19 protein-coding genes and 2 pseudogenes are annotated in these 17,399 nt (G+C 69.0%); 12 read left to right on the forward strand and 9 right to left on the reverse strand.

Annotated features, from left to right (window positions below; all coding sequences use genetic code 11):
• Position 1 precedes the first annotated feature (1 nt).
• Together ACMGEZ_RS22210 and ACMGEZ_RS22215 are read right to left on the reverse strand one after the other, a co-directional pair.
• Positions 2–1,198, reverse strand: a complete 1,197-nt coding sequence (locus tag ACMGEZ_RS22210) for a CaiB/BaiF CoA transferase family protein (protein ID WP_436824440.1) — start codon at positions 1,196–1,198, stop codon at positions 2–4.
• The gene (locus ACMGEZ_RS22215; RefSeq protein ID WP_436824441.1) at positions 1,191–2,132 is read right to left on the reverse strand and encodes a hydroxymethylglutaryl-CoA lyase; all 942 of its coding nucleotides are present in this window, start codon (positions 2,130–2,132) and stop codon (positions 1,191–1,193) included. Before ACMGEZ_RS22215 ends, ACMGEZ_RS22210 begins: the two co-directional genes overlap by 8 nt.
• Positions 2,133–2,269: 137 nt before the next feature.
• On the opposite strand from ACMGEZ_RS22215, the gene ACMGEZ_RS22220 reads away from it, so the two are divergent.
• Positions 2,270–3,010 carry an IclR family transcriptional regulator gene (locus ACMGEZ_RS22220; RefSeq protein ID WP_436824442.1) on the forward strand — a complete coding sequence of 247 codons (741 nt, stop codon included), beginning with the start codon at positions 2,270–2,272 and terminating at the stop codon, positions 3,008–3,010.
• 6 nt (positions 3,011–3,016) lie between these two features.
• Here ACMGEZ_RS22220 and ACMGEZ_RS22225 read toward each other — a convergent pair whose 3' ends face one another.
• From ACMGEZ_RS22225 to hisC, 4 genes and pseudogenes are all read right to left on the reverse strand, one after another.
• Positions 3,017–3,370, reverse strand: a complete 354-nt coding sequence (locus ACMGEZ_RS22225) for a tripartite tricarboxylate transporter substrate-binding protein (RefSeq protein WP_436824443.1) — start codon at positions 3,368–3,370, stop codon at positions 3,017–3,019.
• A gap of 64 nt (positions 3,371–3,434) precedes the next feature.
• Positions 3,435–3,548, reverse strand: a pseudogene (locus tag ACMGEZ_RS22230) (Bug family tripartite tricarboxylate transporter substrate binding protein); the annotation flags it as partial.
• 88 nt (positions 3,549–3,636) lie between these two features.
• A pseudogene (locus ACMGEZ_RS22235) lies at positions 3,637–3,966 on the reverse strand (tripartite tricarboxylate transporter substrate-binding protein); the annotation flags it as partial.
• A 41-nt stretch (positions 3,967–4,007) separates the two neighbouring features.
• Positions 4,008–5,003, reverse strand: a complete 996-nt coding sequence (gene hisC / locus ACMGEZ_RS22240) for a histidinol-phosphate transaminase (RefSeq protein WP_436824444.1) — start codon at positions 5,001–5,003, stop codon at positions 4,008–4,010.
• A gap of 216 nt (positions 5,004–5,219) precedes the next feature.
• Here hisC and ACMGEZ_RS22245 point away from each other — a divergent pair, with 216 nt between their 5' ends.
• The 4 genes from ACMGEZ_RS22245 to ACMGEZ_RS22260 all read left to right on the forward strand — a co-directional run bounded on the left by ACMGEZ_RS22245 (position 5,220) and on the right by ACMGEZ_RS22260 (position 8,769).
• Positions 5,220–7,397 (forward strand): malate synthase G, encoded by a 2,178-nt coding sequence (locus ACMGEZ_RS22245; protein ID WP_436824445.1) that lies wholly within the window; start codon positions 5,220–5,222, stop codon positions 7,395–7,397.
• A 5-nt stretch (positions 7,398–7,402) separates the two neighbouring features.
• Complete coding sequence (locus ACMGEZ_RS22250; protein WP_436824446.1) at positions 7,403–7,816, forward strand: PaaI family thioesterase; 414 nt, start codon at positions 7,403–7,405, stop codon at positions 7,814–7,816.
• A gap of 102 nt (positions 7,817–7,918) precedes the next feature.
• Positions 7,919–8,239, forward strand: coding sequence for a quaternary ammonium compound efflux SMR transporter SugE (sugE, locus tag ACMGEZ_RS22255; RefSeq protein WP_436824447.1), 321 nt, complete (start codon positions 7,919–7,921; stop codon positions 8,237–8,239).
• A gap of 17 nt (positions 8,240–8,256) precedes the next feature.
• Positions 8,257–8,769, forward strand: a complete 513-nt coding sequence (locus ACMGEZ_RS22260; protein ID WP_436824448.1) for an SLOG cluster 4 domain-containing protein — start codon at positions 8,257–8,259, stop codon at positions 8,767–8,769.
• A gap of 10 nt (positions 8,770–8,779) precedes the next feature.
• On the opposite strand, the gene ACMGEZ_RS22265 is transcribed toward ACMGEZ_RS22260, so the two are convergent.
• Positions 8,780–9,547 (reverse strand): ProQ/FINO family protein, encoded by a 768-nt coding sequence (locus ACMGEZ_RS22265; RefSeq protein ID WP_436824449.1) that lies wholly within the window; start codon positions 9,545–9,547, stop codon positions 8,780–8,782.
• A gap of 227 nt (positions 9,548–9,774) precedes the next feature.
• Here ACMGEZ_RS22265 and ACMGEZ_RS22270 point away from each other — a divergent pair, with 227 nt between their 5' ends.
• Together ACMGEZ_RS22270 and ACMGEZ_RS22275 are read left to right on the forward strand one after the other, a co-directional pair.
• On the forward strand, positions 9,775–10,101 hold the full coding sequence (locus ACMGEZ_RS22270) for a proteophosphoglycan ppg4 (protein WP_436824450.1): 327 nt from the start codon (positions 9,775–9,777) through the stop codon (positions 10,099–10,101).
• An 86-nt stretch (positions 10,102–10,187) separates the two neighbouring features.
• Positions 10,188–10,760, forward strand: a complete 573-nt coding sequence (locus tag ACMGEZ_RS22275; RefSeq protein ID WP_436824486.1) for a L,D-transpeptidase — start codon at positions 10,188–10,190, stop codon at positions 10,758–10,760.
• A gap of 6 nt (positions 10,761–10,766) precedes the next feature.
• Here ACMGEZ_RS22275 and ACMGEZ_RS22280 read toward each other — a convergent pair whose 3' ends face one another.
• Complete coding sequence (locus ACMGEZ_RS22280) at positions 10,767–11,699, reverse strand: LysR substrate-binding domain-containing protein (RefSeq protein WP_436824451.1); 933 nt, start codon at positions 11,697–11,699, stop codon at positions 10,767–10,769.
• Positions 11,700–11,781: 82 nt separating this feature from the next.
• On the opposite strand from ACMGEZ_RS22280, the gene ACMGEZ_RS22285 reads away from it, so the two are divergent.
• From ACMGEZ_RS22285 to ACMGEZ_RS22305, 5 genes are all read left to right on the forward strand, one after another.
• A complete protein-coding gene (locus ACMGEZ_RS22285) occupies positions 11,782–12,093 on the forward strand; it encodes a DUF2917 domain-containing protein (RefSeq protein ID WP_436824452.1) in 312 nt (103 codons plus the stop codon).
• 127 nt (positions 12,094–12,220) lie between these two features.
• The gene (locus ACMGEZ_RS22290; protein WP_436824453.1) at positions 12,221–13,399 is read left to right on the forward strand and encodes an acetyl-CoA C-acetyltransferase; all 1,179 of its coding nucleotides are present in this window, start codon (positions 12,221–12,223) and stop codon (positions 13,397–13,399) included.
• A gap of 13 nt (positions 13,400–13,412) precedes the next feature.
• The gene (locus ACMGEZ_RS22295; RefSeq protein ID WP_436824454.1) at positions 13,413–14,576 is read left to right on the forward strand and encodes an acyl-CoA dehydrogenase family protein; all 1,164 of its coding nucleotides are present in this window, start codon (positions 13,413–13,415) and stop codon (positions 14,574–14,576) included.
• Positions 14,577–14,616: 40 nt separating this feature from the next.
• Complete coding sequence (locus ACMGEZ_RS22300; RefSeq protein WP_436824455.1) at positions 14,617–15,876, forward strand: 6-phosphofructokinase; 1,260 nt, start codon at positions 14,617–14,619, stop codon at positions 15,874–15,876.
• A gap of 65 nt (positions 15,877–15,941) precedes the next feature.
• A complete protein-coding gene (locus ACMGEZ_RS22305) occupies positions 15,942–16,103 on the forward strand; it encodes a cysteine-rich CWC family protein (RefSeq protein WP_436824487.1) in 162 nt (53 codons plus the stop codon).
• On the opposite strand, the gene ACMGEZ_RS22310 is transcribed toward ACMGEZ_RS22305, so the two are convergent.
• A complete protein-coding gene (locus ACMGEZ_RS22310; protein ID WP_436824456.1) occupies positions 16,072–17,343 on the reverse strand; it encodes a zinc-binding metallopeptidase family protein in 1,272 nt (423 codons plus the stop codon). The genes ACMGEZ_RS22305 and ACMGEZ_RS22310 overlap by 32 nt on opposite strands.
• Positions 17,344–17,399: the final 56 nt, after the last annotated feature.

Here is a 17,399-nt window from a genome sequence, read left to right on the forward strand (position 1 = left end):
GTCAGTCTCCGAAAGTGATGTTGTGTTGCCTGAGCGCGGCGATCTCCGCCTCGCTGTAGCCGATCTCGCGCAGCAGTTCTCCCGTGTGCTCTCCCAGCAGCGGCGGCTGCAGCCGGATACCCGGCCGCTCGCCGCCCAAGGTGAAGGGCATCAGCGGCACCTTCGACTCGCTGCCGTCGTTCATGCGCACCGGTGCCAGGCCGCCCGTGGCGTTGAGGTGCGGGTCGTCGAAGAGCTCGTGCGGCTTGGCGATGGGGGCGAAGGGCAGTTCGTTCCGCTCGAACACGGCGCTGAGCTCGGCCGCGCTGTAGCCCGCGAGATGCGAGCGCAGCATCGGCATCATCCAGTCGCGCGCGAGCACGCGGTCGTTGTTGGTCTTCAGGCGCGGATCGGCCAGCATGTCTTCCAGGCCGAAGGCCTTGCAGAAGATGGTCCACTGCTTGTCGCTGACCGCGGCCAGGAAGATCTGCTCGCCGTCCTTCACGGTGAAGACGTCGTACACGCCCCAGGCCGAAATGCGGCTGGGCATCGGATCGGCCGGCTTGCCGGTGGCCGCGAACTGCATCATGTGCTGCGCGACCAGGAAGATGTTGTTCTCGAACAGCGCCGACTGCACCTCGCAGCCCTCGCCGGTCAGCTCGCGCTGGCGCAGCGCCGCCATCGCGCCGATGGCGCCGAACATGCCGCCCATGATGTCGTTGACGCTGGTGCCGGCGCGCAGCGGGTCGCCGATGCGGCCCGTCATGTAGGCCAGGCCGCCCATCATCTGCACCACTTCGTCGAGCGCGGTGCGGTGGTCGTAGGGGCCGGGCAGGAAGCCCTTGTGGCTCACGTAGATGATGCGCGGGTCGCGCTTCTTCAGGCTTTCGTAGTCCAGCCCCAGCTTCTTCATCGTGCCCGGCTTGAAGTTCTCGCTCACGATGTCGGCGGTGGCGATCAGGCGCAGCGCGGCCTCGATGCCCTCGGGCTTCTTGAGATCGAGGGCGATGCTCTTCTTGTTGCGGTTGAAGGTGGGGAAGAAGCCGGCGCCGGAGCCCAGCAGGCGTCGCGTGGAGTCGCCCTCGACCGGCTCGACCTTGATGACCTCGGCACCGAGGTCGCCCAGCAGCATGCCGCAGGTGGGGCCCATCACCATGTGGGTGAACTCGACGACGCGGACGCCGGCGTAGGGCAGTGGCTTTGTGGTGCTGTCAGGCATGTGCGGTTCCTTGGGTTTTTTGGGCAAAGCCCTTGGGCAGGCCGGCCTCGGGCGTCATGCCGTAGACCGGCTCGCCCGGCAGGCCGGCGATGAGCGGCGCGCGCGCCGCAATGAGCTTGCCGATGTCGATGCCGGTGGAGACGCCCATGGCCTCGAACATGAAGACCAGGTCCTCGGTGACCACGTTGCCCGAGGCGCCGGGCGCATAGGGGCAGCCGCCCAGGCCGCCGAGCGAGGCGTCGAAGGTACGCACGCCCTCTTCGAAGGCCGCGAGGCAGTTGGCCAGGCCCAGCCCGCGGGTGTTGTGCATGTGGGCCGCGCCGGCCTTGTCGCCGAGCTCGGCGCGCAGGCGCCTGAAGAGGCGCCGCACCTGCGCCGGGTTGGCGTAGCCGACGGTGTCGGACAGGCCCGCCTCGTCGGCACCCGCTGCCACGCACTGCACCGCGAGGCGGATGACCTCGTCCTCCAACACCGCGCCCTGCAGCGTGCAGCCGAAGGCGGTGGAGATGCCCGCCTCGAGCTTCACCTGGGGCGCGATCTCGCGGCGCAGCGTGGCGATGGCGCGCACCTCCTCGACCATCTCCTCGCGCGTCTTGCGCACGTTGGCCAGCGAATGCGCAGCGCTGGCCGACACCGGTATGGTGAGCTTGTGCACGCCCGCCGCGAGCGCAGCCTCCGCGCCCTTGCGATTGGGCACCAGCGCCATCACGGTGAGCCCGGGCAGCGTCACAGCATGGCGCACCACTTCGGCGGCATCGGCCATTTGCGGCAGCAGGCGGGCCGGGACGAAGGAGGCGACCTCGATCTCGCGCACGCCGGCGGCGTGGAGCGCGTCGATCCACCGCAGCTTGTCGGCGGTCGGCATCGTCGCCTTGACGGACTGCAGGCCGTCGCGCGGGCCGACCTCGCTGATCAGCACGTCGGGGCTCGTCATCGGGCTTGTCTCCTGAAGAAGCGTTTGGAAGTGTTTGGAAGCGTTTAAAAGTGATCTGCTTGACCGTTCTGTTGTACAGAACTATATTCTGTCACACTGAATTAGACCCTGGCTCATCCTTCACTGTCAAGCCGACCATGCCCCGCAAAGCGCTGACCGAATCGATCGCCGACCTCGATGCCGCCCCCGGCGGCGCTGCCGCGGTCGATCGCGCGCTGAGCCTGCTGGCCTGCTTCCAGCCCGGCGACGAGGCGCTGAGCCTGGCGCAATTCGCGGAACGGACCCAGCTCTACAAGAGCACCGTGCTGCGGCTGCTCGCCTCGCTGGAGCATGCACGGTTGATCCGCCGCCGGGAAGACGGCCGCTATGCCCTCGGCACGGAGATCGCTCGCCTGCACGGTCTCTACGCAGCGGCCTTCTCGCTCGACCGCATCGTGCCGCCGGTGCTGCGCGACCTGGTCGCGGCCACGGGCGAGAGCGCGGCGTACCACGTGCGCCAGGACCAGGGCGAGCACTGGGGCAGGCTGTGCCTCTACCGGGTCGACTCGCCGCATGTGGTGCGCGACCATGTGCGCCCCGGCGATCTGCTGCCGGCAGACCGAGGCGTGGGCGCGCGTGTCCTCATCGCCTTCGGTCCCGAGGCCGAGCGCCCGAAAGGCGGGAAGGCACGCAAGCTCTACGACCAGATCCGCGAGCAGGGCTACTGTGCGCTGGTCGGCGACCGCTCGGCCGAGCTGGCCGGCATCTCGGCGCCGGTCTTCCATGCCGACGGCCGTTTGGCCGCTGCGCTCACGCTGACCATGCCGGCGCACCGCTACGACGAGCGGCACATCGAGCCGGTGTGCGCCGCCGCGCGGCGGCTCAGTGGACAGGTCTGAAGGGGCTCACTCGGCCTTAAAGCCAGAGGCCTTGATCGGCCCCTCCCAACGCTTCAGGTGCGCTGCCTCAATGGCGGCGAGCTCGGCCGGGCCCCCGTGCGCCGGCACCAGGCCCAGGCTGTAGATCCGCTCCTGCACCTCGGGCACGCGCAGGGCCTCGGCCACCGCACGGTCGATGCGCTGCACCAGGTCGCTCGGCATGCCCGGCGGTCCGTAGAGGCCGAAGAAGGCATCGGCCGTGACCTCGATCCCCGCCTCCTTCAGCGTCGGTACCTCGGGCAGCGCCCGGTTCCGCTGCGCGCCGGTGACGGCCAGGATGCGCACCTTGCCGGCGCGATGGTGCTCGATGGTTTCGACCACCGTCCACCATCAGCGGCACTTGTCCGCCGATCAGATCCTGCGCGGCAGGCGCGCCGCCGCGGTAGGCCACATGGGTCATCGGCACGCCGGCCGCCTGCGAGAGCAGCTGGCCGGCGAAATGCGGCACGGTGCCGGCACCCGAGGTGGCGTAGTTCGCCTTGCCGGGGTTTGCCTTCATCCAGGCCAGCACGGCCTTGGGGTCCCGCCGGCGCGCCGGGGCCAGCCGTCACCGCAAGGTCGAAGGTGCTGACCAGCGAGATGGGGGTGAAGTCCTTGGCGGTGTCGAAGCCCAGGTTCGAATAGAGCCAGGGATGGATCACCATAGCCCCGCTGGGCGAGAAGATCAGCGTGCTGCCGTCGGGGGCGGAGCGCTTGAGCTCCGACAGCGCGAGCCGGCCGGCGGCGCCGGGCTTGTTGTCGACCACGACGTTCTGCGCGAGCGAGACGCGCATCCCGTCCGCCAGCAGGCGCGCCACCACGTCGGCCGAAGCGCCTGGCGGAAAGCCGATCAGGATGCGCGTGCTGCGTTCCTGCGCGAAAGCCAGCGGGATGGCGAGCGCGCTCGCGGCCAGCACGGCGAGGTGACGGCGTTTCATGGGGTGGGTCTTCTCGTCGTCCGAGGGTCTTCCGGGCGCGTTCAGCGCGCAGGCGCCTCGTCGCGCAGCGCAGTCAGGACCGCCTCGTTCTGCTCTGGCAGTCCGACGGTGATGCGCAGCCACTGCGGCAGGCTGTAGTTGTCGAGCAGCGCGACCTCGATGCCCGCGGCCAGCAGGCGCGCGTGCACGGTGCGGCCTTCACCGACCTGCACCATCAGGAAGTTGCCCGAGGAGGGGATCGACGCGAGCCGCAACTCGTGCAGCCCCGCTTCGAGCCGCGCCCGCCCGGCGGTGTTGAGCTGGTAGCTGCGCGCGAGGAAGGCTGGATCGGCGAGCGCCGCCACGGCTGCGGCCTGCGCCGGCGTGTTGACGTTGAAGCGCGGCCGCCGCCCATTCAGGCGCGCTGCCAGCGCGTGCTGCGCGACGCCGTAGCCGATGCGCAACCCGGCCAACCCGTAGGCCTTGGAGAAGGTGCGCGCGACGATGAGATTCGGGAAGCGGCGCACCCAGGCGACGCTGTCGTAGCGTTGCGCGGGCGCGAGGTATTCGCCGTAGGCCTCGTCCAGCAGCACCGTCACCCGCGGCGGCACCGCCTCCAGGAAGGCGAGCAGCGGCGCGGCCTCGATGAAGGTGCCGGTGGGGTTGTTGGGATTGGCGACGAAGACCAGCCGCGTGTCGTCGCCGATGGCGGCGCGCATGGCGTCCAGGTCGTGGCCGAAGTCCCGCGCCGGCACCACGGTGCTGCGCGCGTGTGCGTGCGCGGCCGCCTGTCCGTAGACCACGAAGCCGTACTGCGAGTAAACGACATGCTCGCCCGGCTTGGCACTGACCTGGGCCGCCAGCTCGAGGATCTCGCTGGAGCCGCTGCCCAGCACCAGCCAGTCGGCCGGCACGTCGAGCCGCGCCGACAGCACATGCTTGAGCGCGGTGCCATTGCCGTCCGGGTAGTTGCCTGCGCCCTGGAGCGCGGCGGCTGCGGCGCGGCGGGCAGACTCGGGCATGCCGAGCGGGTTTTCGTTGGAAGCCAGAAGGAGCATCGCGAGGGCCGACTTATTTAAGAAGTTAAATATATGGACCCTTTGCAGGCTGCCTATCGGGGCCTACCCTTTGCCTGTGCGTTCGCAAGCGTGCGCAAGGTGATTACCTCTATTTTGGTCACTGATCATTCACGCTTGAGGCCCTTACTCGCCAACCAGGTATCGAATAAAGTCGTCGACTGCATTCTTCCGTCTTGATTCAAGGAGTAGCTCACCATGACCGCCCGCACGACCGTCCACGCCCTCCAGGTCGCCACCGAACTCCATCGCTTCATCGAAGACCAGGTGCTGCCGGCCACCGGCGTCGCCAGCGGGCTTTTCTGGAAGGGCTTCGACGCCATCGTCGGCGATCTCGCCCCCAAGAACATCGCGCTCCTCGCAGAGCGCGATCGCCTGCAGTCGGAGATGGACGCCTGGCACCAGGCCCATCCCGGCCCGATCGCCGACATGCCGGCCTATCGCGCCTTCCTCGAGAAGATCGGCTACCTGCTGCCGCAGCCCAAGGGCGCGAAGGCCACCACCACCAACGTCGACGCCGAGCTCGCGCTGCAGGCCGGCCCGCAGCTCGTGGTGCCGATCCTCAACGCCCGCTATGCGCTGAACGCCGCAAACGCACGCTGGGGCTCGCTGTACGACGCGCTCTACGGCACCGATGTCATTGCCGAGACCGGCGGCGCGGACAGGGGCCAGGGCTACAACCCGGTGCGTGGCGCGAAGGTGATCGCCTTCGCGCGCGAGGTGCTGGACCAGGCCGCGCCGCTGGCCAACGGCTCGCACAGGAACGCAACCGGCTACTCGGTGAAGGACGGCCAGCTGTTGATCGCGCTGCAAAGCAGCAGCACGCCGCTGGCCGACCCCTCGCAGTTCGTCGGCTACCAGGGCGATGCAGCGGCGCCCAGCTCGGTGCTGCTCAGGCACAACGGCATTCACGTCGACATCCGGATCGATCGCAACACGCCGATCGGCAAGACCGACCCGGCCGGCATCAGCGACGTGGTGCTCGAGGCGGCGCTGTCCACCATCCTCGACCTCGAGGACTCGGTGGCGGTGGTCGATGCGCAGGACAAGGTGCTCGCCTATTCGAACTGGCTCGGCATCCTGCAGGGCACGCTGACCGAGGAAGTGCAGAAAGGCGGCAAGACCTTTACCCGCGGCCTCAACCCGGACCGCGAGTACACCGGGGCCGACGGCAAGCCGGTCAGGCTGCACGGCCGCTCGCTGATGTTCGTGCGCAACGTCGGCCACCTGATGACCAACCCGGCCATCCTCTACGGCGAGGGCAAGGAGATCCCCGAGGGGATCATGGACGCGGTGATCACCACCACCATCGCCACCATCGACCTGAAGCGCAAGGGCAACTCGCGCACCGGCAGCGTCTACATCGTGAAGCCGAAGATGCACGGCCCGGCCGAAGTGGCCTTCGCCAGCGAGCTGTTCGGCCGCGTCGAGCAGATGCTCGGCCTTCCGGCCAATACGGTGAAGCTGGGCATCATGGACGAGGAGCGCCGCACCAGCGTCAACCTCAAAGCCTGCATCGCCGAGGCGGCGGCGCGCGTGGCCTTCATCAACACCGGCTTCCTGGACCGCACCGGCGACGAGATGCACACCGCGATGCGCGCCGGCCCGATGCTGCGCAAGGGCGACATGAAGACCACGCCCTGGATCCAGGCCTACGAGAAGAACAACGTGCTGGTGGGCCTCTCGTGCGGCCTGCGCGGCAAGGCGCAGATCGGCAAGGGCATGTGGGCCATGCCCGACCTGATGGCCGCGATGCTGGAGCAGAAGATCGGCCACCCGAAGGCCGGCGCCAACACCGCCTGGGTGCCTTCGCCCACGGCCGCCACGCTGCATGCGCTGCACTACCACCGCGTGAACGTCGCCGAGGTGCAGAAGGAGCTGGAGAAGATCGACGCCGACGCCGAGCGCGACAACATCCTCGCCGACCTGCTGAAGGTGCCGGTCGCGCCCGAGGTGAAGTGGACGGCGGCCGAGCGCCAGCAGGAGCTCGACAACAACGTGCAGGGCATCCTCGGCTACGTGGTGCGCTGGATCGACCAGGGCGTGGGCTGCTCCAAGGTGCCTGACATCCACAACGTGGGGCTGATGGAAGACCGCGCGACCCTGCGCATCTCGAGCCAGCACATCGCCAACTGGCTGCTGCACGGGGTGGTGACGAAGGAACAGGTGGAAGCCACCTTCCAGCGCATGGCCGCGGTGGTGGACGAGCAGAACGCCGCCGATCCGTTCTACAGGAAGATGGCAGGCAACTTCGAGACCTCGGCGGCCTACCAGGCGGCGCGGGACCTGGTGTTCAAGGGCGTGGAGCAGCCGAGCGGGTACACCGAGCCGCTGCTGCATGCGTGGCGGTTGAAGGTGAAGGCAGGGCAGGCCTGATCGCCATGCCGGCCACCACGCAAGAAATCGCAGCGTTCATTGCACGCGAGTTTCCGCAGACGAAGTGCACCGTCCTCCAAGCCGGCAATGCCGGCTCGACCGTCGCACACGAGGTGGGGCCCGCCGAGCTGCGGCCCGGCGGCACGGTCTCCGGGCCGGTCCTCATGGCCACGGCCGACGTGGCGCTGTACGTGGCGATCCTCGGTGAAATCGGCATCGTTCCCTTGACGGTGACCACCAGCCTGAACATCAACTTCCTTCGCAAGCCGGAGGCCGGCGCGCGCGTCATCGGCGTCTGCAAGCTCATCAAGCTGGGTCGCTCGCTGGCGGTCGGCGAGGTCAGCCTTTATTCGGAGGGGCGCAGCGAAGTCGTGGCACATGCCGTGGGGACGTATTCCATTCCGTCGAAGGCAGGCTGAGCCCCGTCGCGAGTGGACCCGGGCTCGCAAACCCCAGCAAGCGGCGGGACTCTCCGGCCGCGATGACAATCGCCGGCTTGTTCATTTCTCGGGGCAACGCTCATGGCGTGGATACTGCTGATCATTGCCGGCCTCCTGGAGGTCGGGTGGGCCATCGGCTTGAAGTACACGGAAGGCTTCACGCGCCTTTGGCCCAGCTTCTTCACGCTCGCCTCGATGGTCCTGAGCGTCGTGCTGCTGGGTATTGCGATGAAGTCCCTTCCGGTCGGCACCTCCTACGCCGTCTGGGTGGGCATCGGTGCGATCGGTACGGCCATTCTGGGCATCGTGCTCTTCGCGGAACCCGCAACGGCGGGGCGCCTCGCCAGTCTCGCGCTCATTCTTGCAGGCATCATCGGGCTGAAGCTGGCAACGCCCGGCTGATGCAAGGAACCGCACACATGACCCTCCCGCACCGCCGACCCCAGGTCTGCATCCTCGGCAGCGCCGAACCCGGCTCTGCCGCCTACGAGCTCGCGGCCGAGGCGGGCGCGCTGCTGGCGCGCCTTGGCATCACCGTCGTCAGTGGCTGCGGAAGCCCGGCGACCAGGGTGGCCGCAGAGCGCGCCGTCGGCGCTGGTGGACTGGTGCTCAGCATCGTCCCGCCGGGCGAGATGCCTCCGGCGGACTGGCCGGCCACCGTGGTCGTCCCCTGCGGCATGGGCGATGCACGCAACCTGCTCATGGCGCTTTCCGGAGATGCCTGCATCGTCATCGGTGGCCGCGCAGGCACGATCTCCGAAGTCTGCCTGGCCTGGCTTCACAAGCGCCCGTTGCTGCCGCTGGTGGGCTGCGGCGGCTGGTCCGACACGCTGCCGTCGAATCCTCCGGACGAGCGGCAGAACTCTCCCATCCTGCCCTGGGGCTCCACCGGCGAGCTCGAGGCCCGGCTTCGGGGCCTGGGGCTGATCTAGGGAGAGCGACTCAAACGGGGTCCGGGGCCTCGGGACGCGCTCGCGCAGGGCCCAGCGTTCGCTTGACCTCCGCCGGATCCATCCCGTACATCTCCGCGAACTCGGCGACGCTGCGACCGCTGGCCTCGAAGGCCCGGCGCAGCGCCTCGCGCTTGGCGTTGCGCGCGCCCAGCTCGGCAAAGGCCTCGTCGAGCACCGCGTTGGCGGTTTCGTCGTTGCTGCGCACGACGAGCATGTAGTCCTCGCGCGAAAGACCCGAGGCCTCGATGGCCGCCATCAAGCGCGCGCGCAGTTGCGGGCGCAGGTCCTCGCCGCTGCGCGCCTGACGCCTGCGGAACACTTCGAGGATGGCATGGTGCACATGCTCGGGGGCCACAGGCTCCACGGGCGTGCCGTTCAGGTCATGGCGCGCCTTGCCCGCTGCCACGGCCTCGAGGTAGCGCGTGGAACGCGCATGCAGCCCGAGCGCGACCTTCAGGTCCTCGCGCTTGAACTCGTCGCCGTGCGCCGCGAGCAGGTCCTCGAAGACGCCGAGCTTCAGCGGAAGGAAGCGGGCGCCGAACAGGCCGGGGTAGAGCTCGAACAGGCGTTCGAGCACGGGGTGGGTCTTGCGTGGATGCGGCGGCTGCTTGCCCTGCGACGGCTGCTGCGCCTGGGGCTTCTGCTGCGCCGGGCGGGCGCGCCGGTGCTTCCGGCCGGCCCGTGCGGTCTGTTCCTCCTTGGGCGGCGCGGGCTGCGGCGAAGGTGCGGTATCGGTGTCTGCTGTGTTCGAGGTCATGGATGTCGGGCCCTCCCAGGCCTATGGCCGCATGAAACGGCGCGGACCCGAACTGTAATGCCGCGGGGCGATGCTCCGCCGCCCCGCCCGCAACAGCCTGCCTTCCGTCGCCCGTCCGTCCTACACCCATGCGCGCGCCGCACCGACCCGGGCCTGGGCCCATGTGTTTACGTTTGCAAACACTGAGGCCCCAGTCACAACCATCCACCCATTCAAGGAGAACGCTCATGACATCCCTCTCGTTTCGTGCCGCACTGAAAACCTCGGCCGCTGCCCTGGCCATCGCCGGTGCAAGCTTCGCCGTCGCCCAGGGCAACCCGCCGACGACCACCTCGCCGAATCCCGCAACGGGCGCAGGCCAGCAGGCGCAGGGCACCCCGGGCACCCAGGGCAGTACGCCCATGGGCACCACCGGCACGCCTGCCGCACAGGGCTCCGGGACGACGGGTTCCGGCTCCGCAGCCAGCGGCACCACCTCGGGCAGCGGGACGATGTCCTCGACCGACACGACCACGCCGAGGTCCGAGCGTATGGCGCGGGCTGACCGCAACTGATCGTGCGCCCCAGCTCACCGACCTTGCCGGGCCAAGCGCCCGGCGTCCTCGCGCTGGCCCTGGTGGCTGCCGCGCTGGCGCTCCCCGTGCCGGCGCGGGCCCAGGGTGAGCTCGAGCGCCTGGTCCAGTGGGTGCAAACCACCGGCGACAACCAGGGGGCGGCCTTCGCCGTGGTCGACAAGAAGGGCGCACGCGTCCACGTCTTCGATGCGGGCGGGAAGGAGCGGGCGTCCGCGCCGATCCTTCTCGGCCTGGCGCGGGGGGACGATTCGGTGCCCGGCATCGGCGAGCGCCCCATGGCGCAGATCCGGCCCGAGGAACGCACCACGCCGGCCGGTCGCTTTGCGAGCGAGCCGGGTCGAAACCTGCAGGGCGAGGACATCGTGTGGGTCGACTACGACGCAGCGGTCTCGATGCACCGCGTGCGTGCCACCAACCCGGCCGAGCGCCGGCTGCAGCGCCTCGCAACGCCCAGCGTCGAGGACAACCGCATTTCCTACGGCTGCATCAACGTGCCGGCGGCCTTCTACGACGCGTACGTGAAGCCCACGCTCGGCGCCCGCCGCGGCGTGGTCTACGTGCTGCCGGAAACCAGGCCGCTCGCAGCAGTGTTCGGCTTGGGCACGCGGGTCGCCGCGACCCCCGCCGCGCAACGCTGAAGTACATCAGGCGCGCTGCGCCGCCTCGGCCTCGGCGCGCAACCATCGGATGAAGTCCTGCGCGTTCGCGTTCTGCGCAGCGCGGCGTGAGCTGTCGATGAAATAGGCCCGGCGCGAGGCCACGTCCGTGCCGAAAGGCGCCACGAGGCTCCCGTTCTCCACCAGATCGCGCAGCAACGGCAAGCGGCCGATCACCACGCCCTGGCCGGCCACCGCTGCGGCGACGGCGTCGGTGTACAGGGTGAAGCGCAGCGAATTCTTCATGCGCAGGCCGGTGAGCCCCATCACTTCGAGCCAGGGCTCCCAGTCGACCGTGGGGGCGTCGTTGTGCTTGGGCATGTCGATGGTCAGCAGGGTCTGGTCGACGAGGTCGTCGGGCGAGCGCAGCTTTTCGGCGATCGTCGGCGCGCACAACGGTATCACCGACTCCTCGAAGAGCGCGGGGCCGGTGCCGCGCTCGATGGGCACGAAGCGCACCGCCACGTCGATGCGGCTGCGCTCCAGGTCCAGCACCTCGAGCGTGGCCGACAGCCGCACGTCGACCCGCGGATGGTCCGCCGTGAAGCGCGCGAGCCGCGGGATCAGCCAGAACGAGGCAAAGCCCGGCGTGCAGGTGATCGCAACCTGGCGCAGGGCCGGCGCGGCGCGCAGCCGCGCGGTGGCGTCGCGCAACCGCTCCAGGCTTTCGACGACGGCGCGCTGCAGCACGCCGCCGGCCTCGGTCAGTGCGAGGGCGCGATGGCGGCGCTCGAACAACAGCACGCCCAGGCTGGCCTCGAGCTGCTGGATCTGCCGGCTGACGGCGGACTGGGTCAGGAAGAGCTCGGCCGCCGCCTGCGTGAAGCTCAGCGTGCGCGCCGCGGCCTCGAAGCTGCGCAACAGCTCCAGAGGCGGCAGCTCGGCGCCGGTGGGATTGGGTTTGGCATTCTCTATCCGCATGCAACGAGTTCCATATGACCGTGTGACCACGGACCTCCGGCTCACTATATTCATTCCACAGCTGAATGCATAGGAGTCCGCCATGAACACCGCCCCCACACGTTTGCACCTGAGCCTGGCCAAGCGCACCATCTTCACCCTGCCCGATGCCGCGGGCGTGGGCATCGAATGCCGCAGCGGCAGCGTGTGGGTCACGCTGGACCACGATCCGCGCGACATCGTGCTGGCGCCGGGCGAGCGGTTCGAAGGCGACCAGCACCGGCGCGTGCTGGTGTCGGCGCTCGAGCCATCGTGCATCACGGTCTGGGGCTCGAAGCCGGCGGCGCTGCCGCCACAAGAGCAGCCGGCGCGGTCGCCCTGGCGACTCTGGCCCCACGGGATGTCCCCGGCTTGACCTGCGGTGCCCGGGCGTTGAACCATCGACGCTCGTGACCGTGGACGCAGCGGCGCCGTCACTCCTTGGTGACGGCGTTTTGCTTCATGCGCGCGCCACGGCTTTTCGGGTTGAACGAGGGCATCACATGGCAGAGGCATACATCGTGGCCGCGACGCGCACCGCCGGCGGCCGCCGCGGCGGCAGGCTGGCGGGCTGGCATCCGGCCGACCTGGCGGCGCAGGTGATCGACGCACTGGTCGCGAAAAGCGGCATCGACCCCGCCGCGGTAGAGGATGTGATCCTCGGCTGCGTCAGCCAGGTCGGCGAGCAGGCCAGCAACATCGCGCGCAACGCAGTGCTGGCCTCGAGCCTGCCCGAGTCGGTGCCGGGCACCTCGGTCGACCGGCAATGCGGCTCCTCGCAGCAGGCGCTGCACTTCGCCGCGCAGGCCGTGATGGCGGGCAGCATGGACGCGGTGATCGCGGGCGGCGTCGAGAGCATGACGCGCGTGCCCATGTTCACGCCCAACGCACTGCCGGCCAAGGCCGGTCTCGGCAGCTACATGAGCCCCGCCATGCAGCGCCGCTACCCGGGCGTGGAGTTCAGCCAGTTCACCGGCGCCGAGATGATCGCGAAGAACTACGGGATCGCGAAGGAGGCGCTGGACCGCTACGCCTTCGAGACCCACCGGCGCGCGATCGCCGCCACCCGCGAGGGCGCATTCGCCGACGAGATCCTTCCCGTCGCATTGCGCCTCGCCGATGGCAGCCCCTCGGGCGAGATGCACCAGGTGGACGAAGGCATCCGCTTCGACGTCACGCTGGAAGGCATCGCCGGCGTGAAGCTGATCGCCGAGGGCGGCCGCTGCACCGCCGCCACCGCCAGCCAGATCTGCGACGGCGCCAGCGGCGTGCTGGTGGTCAACGAGCGCGGGCTCAAGGCGCTGGGCGTGAAGCCGCTGGCGCGCATCCACCACATGAGCGTGCTGGGCCACGACCCGGTGATCATGCTGGAGGCGCCCATTCCCGCCACACGGCGCGCGCTGCAGAAGGCCGGCATGAAGATCGAGGACATCGACCTCTACGAGATCAACGAGGCCTTCGCGCCGGTGCCCATCGCCTGGCTGCAGGCGCTGGGCGCCGATCCGGCGCGGCTCAACGTCAACGGCGGCGCGATCGCGCTGGGCCATCCGCTGGGCGCCTCCGGCACCAAGCTCATGACCACGCTCATCCACGCGCTGGGCAAGCGCGGCAAGCGCTATGGGCTGCAGACCATGTGCGAAGGTGGCGGGATGGCCAACGTGACGATCGTCGAGAGGCTCTGATGCCGGGAACACCATGATCGAACGCACCCTCTTCACCCCCGACCACGAGGCCTTTCGCGACAGCTTCCGCCGCTTCATGGACAAGGAGATCGCGCCCTTCCACGAAGACTGGGAAGCGCAGGGCTACGTCGATCGCCAGCTCTGGAACAAGGCGGGCGAGAACGGCTTCCTGTGCATGTCGCTGCCCGACGAATACGGCGGCGCGGGCGCCGACCCGCTTTATTCGGTGATCCAGTTCGAGGAGCTGTGGGCGCGCGGCTTCACCGGTGTCGGCTTCGGACTGCACAGCGAGATCGTGGCGCCCTACATCCTCCACTACGGCACGGAGGCGCAGAAGAAGAACTACCTGCCGAAGCTGGCGAGCGGCGAGATGGTCGGCGCCATCGCGATGAGCGAACCCGGCGCGGGCAGCGACCTGCAGGCCGTGCGCACCGCAGCCCTCAAGCAGGCCGACGGCAGCTGGCGACTGAGCGGCAGCAAGACCTTCATCACCAACGGCTGGCATGCCGACCTCGTGATCGTGGTCGCCAAGACCGACCCGGCGGGCGGCGCCAAGGGGACCAGCCTGTTCCTGGTGGAGCGCGGCATGCCGGGCTTCGAGAAGGGCCAGCGCCTGAAGAAGCTGGGCCTGAAGGCGCAGGACACCTCGGAGCTGTTCTTCAACGACGTGCACCTGCCGGCAGAAGCACTGTTGGGCGGGCAAGCGCAGGAGAACCGCGGCTTCGTCTGCCTGATGGAGCAGCTGCCCTGGGAGCGGCTGCAGATCGCGATCAGCGCGGTGGCCGCTTCGCAGGCCGCGATCGACCACACCGTCGCCTACGTGAAGGACCGCAAGGTCTTCGGCCAGGCCGTGGGCGCCTACCAGAACACGCGCTACACCCTGGCCGAGCTGCAGACGGAGGTGCAGATCGCGCAGGTCTTCGTCGACAAGTGCATCGAGCTTCTGATGCAGGAGAAGCTGGACACCGCCACCGCCAGCATGGCCAAGTACTGGACCACCGACCTGCAGTGCAAGGTGATGGACGAGTGCGTGCAGCTGCACGGCGGCTACGGCTTCATGTGGGAGTACCCGGTGACGCGCGCGTACGCCGATGCGCGGGTGCAGCGCATCTACGGCGGGACCAACGAGATCATGAAGGAAGTGATCACGCGGGCGATGGGGCTGCCGGGGCGCTGAAGCGCTGGCATCCGGCGGGGGCCTGCGGGAGAATGCCCGCATGTCTACCCTCAATGCCTTCTATGCACAGTCGGGGGGCGTCACCTCCGTCATCAACGCTTCGGCGGCCGGCGTGATCGAGACGGCACGCCGTCATCCCGACCGCATCGGCACCGTCTACGCCGGGCGCAACGGCATCCTCGGCGCGCTGGCCGAGGAGCTGATCGACACCAGCCTCGAATCGGCCGAAGCCATCGCGGCGCTGCGCACGACGCCCGCGGGCGCCTTCGGCTCCTGCCGCTACAAGCTCAAGTCGCTGGAGAAGAACCGGCGCGAGTACGAGCGGCTGATCGAGGTCTTCAAGGCGCACGGCATCGGCTACTTCTTCTACAACGGCGGCGGGGATTCGGCCGACACCTGCTTCAAGGTGAGCCAGCTGTCGCAGGCGATGGGCTATGCGCTGCAGGCCATCCACGTGCCCAAGACCATCGACAACGACCTGCCGCTGACGGACTGCTGCCCTGGCTTCGGCTCGGTGGCGAAGTACGTCGCGGTGTCCACGCTAGAGGCATCTCTGGACGTGCGCTCGATGGCCGCGACCTCGACCAAGGTCTTCGTGCTGGAGGTGATGGGCCGCCATGCGGGCTGGATCGCGGCGGCCGGCGGGCTGGCGGCGGACCACGGCATCCCGGTGGTGATCCTGTTCCCCGAGATCCCGTTCGACCAACCCGCCTTCCTGGCGCGGGTGGATGCGCTGGTCAAGCACCATGGCTATTGCACGGTGGTGGTGTCGGAAGGGGCCCACCACCCCGACGGCAGCTTCCTCGCCGAGCAGGGCAGCAAGGACGCCTTCGGCCATGCGCAGCTCGGCGGCGCGGCGCCGGTGGTGGCGCAGATGGTGAAGGAGGCGCTGGGCTACAAGTTCCACTGGGCGGTGGCCGACTACCTGCAGCGTTCGGCGCGCCACATCGCGTCGGCCACCGACGTGCGCCAGGCCTACGAGCTGGGCCAGCGCGCGGTCGAGCTCGCGCTCGAAGGGAAGAACGCGGTGATGCCCTGCATCGAGCGCACATCCGACGCGCCCTACGCGTACCGCATCGGGAGCGCGCCGCTGGACCGGGTGGCCAATGCCGAGAAGTTCATGCCGCGCGACTACATCTCGGCCGATGGCTACGGCATCAGCGAGAAGGGGCGCGGGTACCTGCTGCCGCTGATCCAGGGCGAGGACTATCCGGCATATCGCGATGGCCTGCCGGTGTACGTGACGCTGCAGAACCAATGCGTCGCGAAGAAGCTGCCGGCCTTCGAGATCGCGAAGTGATGGACCCGAAGCCGGGCGTCGATGCCTCGCGCTGCCCGGTGTGCGGCGAAGTCAATCGCTGTGCGATGGAGCTGGAGCGCGAGACGGGTCAGCCGCAGGGGCCGTGCTGGTGCAGGCAGGCCAGCATCAGCCGGGAGGCGCTCGCGCGCATACCGCCCGAGGCGCGCGGCGTGGCCTGCATCTGCGCGCGCTGCGCTAAGGGTGCGGTTGCTCCGGAGCCGGTTTAGCTCTTCGTGGCTCACCGACGGGTTCGCGGGAACGGGTCCGCTGCTCCGAAACCACTTCGTGGATGAACTGCAGCTTTCCCACCGCCGCGCGCGGCAGCACGAAGGGGTAGTAGTCAGGCTGGCCCATGCTGCGTGACAGCTCGTTGAGCACGTTCGTGAGCCTCACCCAGCCGTTGAGGAAGTCGAGGAATTCGCGGGCTCCCGGATGCTCCGGCCGCCACAGGTCGGAGAGCTCGAACAGGTCGCTGGTGAGCTCGACGTTCTGCGCATCGACGCCGAAGCTCATCGCCGTGTCGGCGGTGTCGGCCATGTGCAGGTAGTGCGCCCAGGTCTCGGCCCAGTCCTCCCATGGATGCGAGCTGGCATAGCTGGTGACGAAGCGATTGGCCCAGTCGGGCGGCGGTCCGTTCTCGTAGTGCGCCTGCAGCGCCGCCGCGTAGTCGGCACGCTCGTCGCCGAAGAGTTCGCGGAAGGGTTCGAGCCACTGGGTGGGCTGGACCAGCAGGTCCCAATAGTAATGGCCGATCTCGTGGCGGAAATGGCCCACGAGGGTGCGGTAGGGCTCGCGCATCTCGGCGCGAATGCGCTCGCGCACCGCGTCCTCGGCCTCCTCGGCGTTCAGGGTGATCACGCCCATCTGGTGGCCGGTCATCACATGCGGGCCGCCCGGCACATTGCCGAGGAAGTCGAAGGCCAGGCCGTGCACCGGATCGGCTAGCCGCGTGACCACCGGCAGCTTGAGCGCGAGCAGTTGCGAGATCAGCCGGCGCTTGGCCAGCTCGAGCTTTCGCCACAGCTCGCCGTTGCCCTCGATCGACAGGTCGGGGATGGTGCGGGTGACGCTGCAGGCCAGGCAGAGGCCGGGCACCAGCCCATCGGTGTTGAAGGACGGATCGTCGCCCTCGCGCGGCGCCGGCACCATCCAGTTGCAGGCCGCCGGCGTCAGGAGGTTGTTGCAGCGGCGGTAGGCCTTGCCCTCGGGCTCGCCGAAGACCGTGAAGGTGTCCGGCTCGGCACCCTCGCGCGTGTCGGGCGCGAGCGGCACCACGCCCAGGTGCTCGACGACATAGCCCAGAGGCGTGCGGCAGGCGAGGCACTGGCTGTTGCGCAGGAACACGGGCCGGCCACACTGGCACTGGTAGGCGCGGGTGACCGTCGGAGCCTTCAGCTCGGCGGCCAGCGTGGGCCCGGCTTCGGCGTTGGTGCCTGCGGATGTCTTGTCGTTGGTGACGGATTCCATGTCTCTTCACTTGGCGTTGTTCGCGGAAGAACGACGCGACATTGTCGAGGCGGCGC

Source organism: Variovorax stachyos, assembly GCF_051400855.1.
Classification (GTDB): domain Bacteria; phylum Pseudomonadota; class Gammaproteobacteria; order Burkholderiales; family Burkholderiaceae_C; genus Variovorax.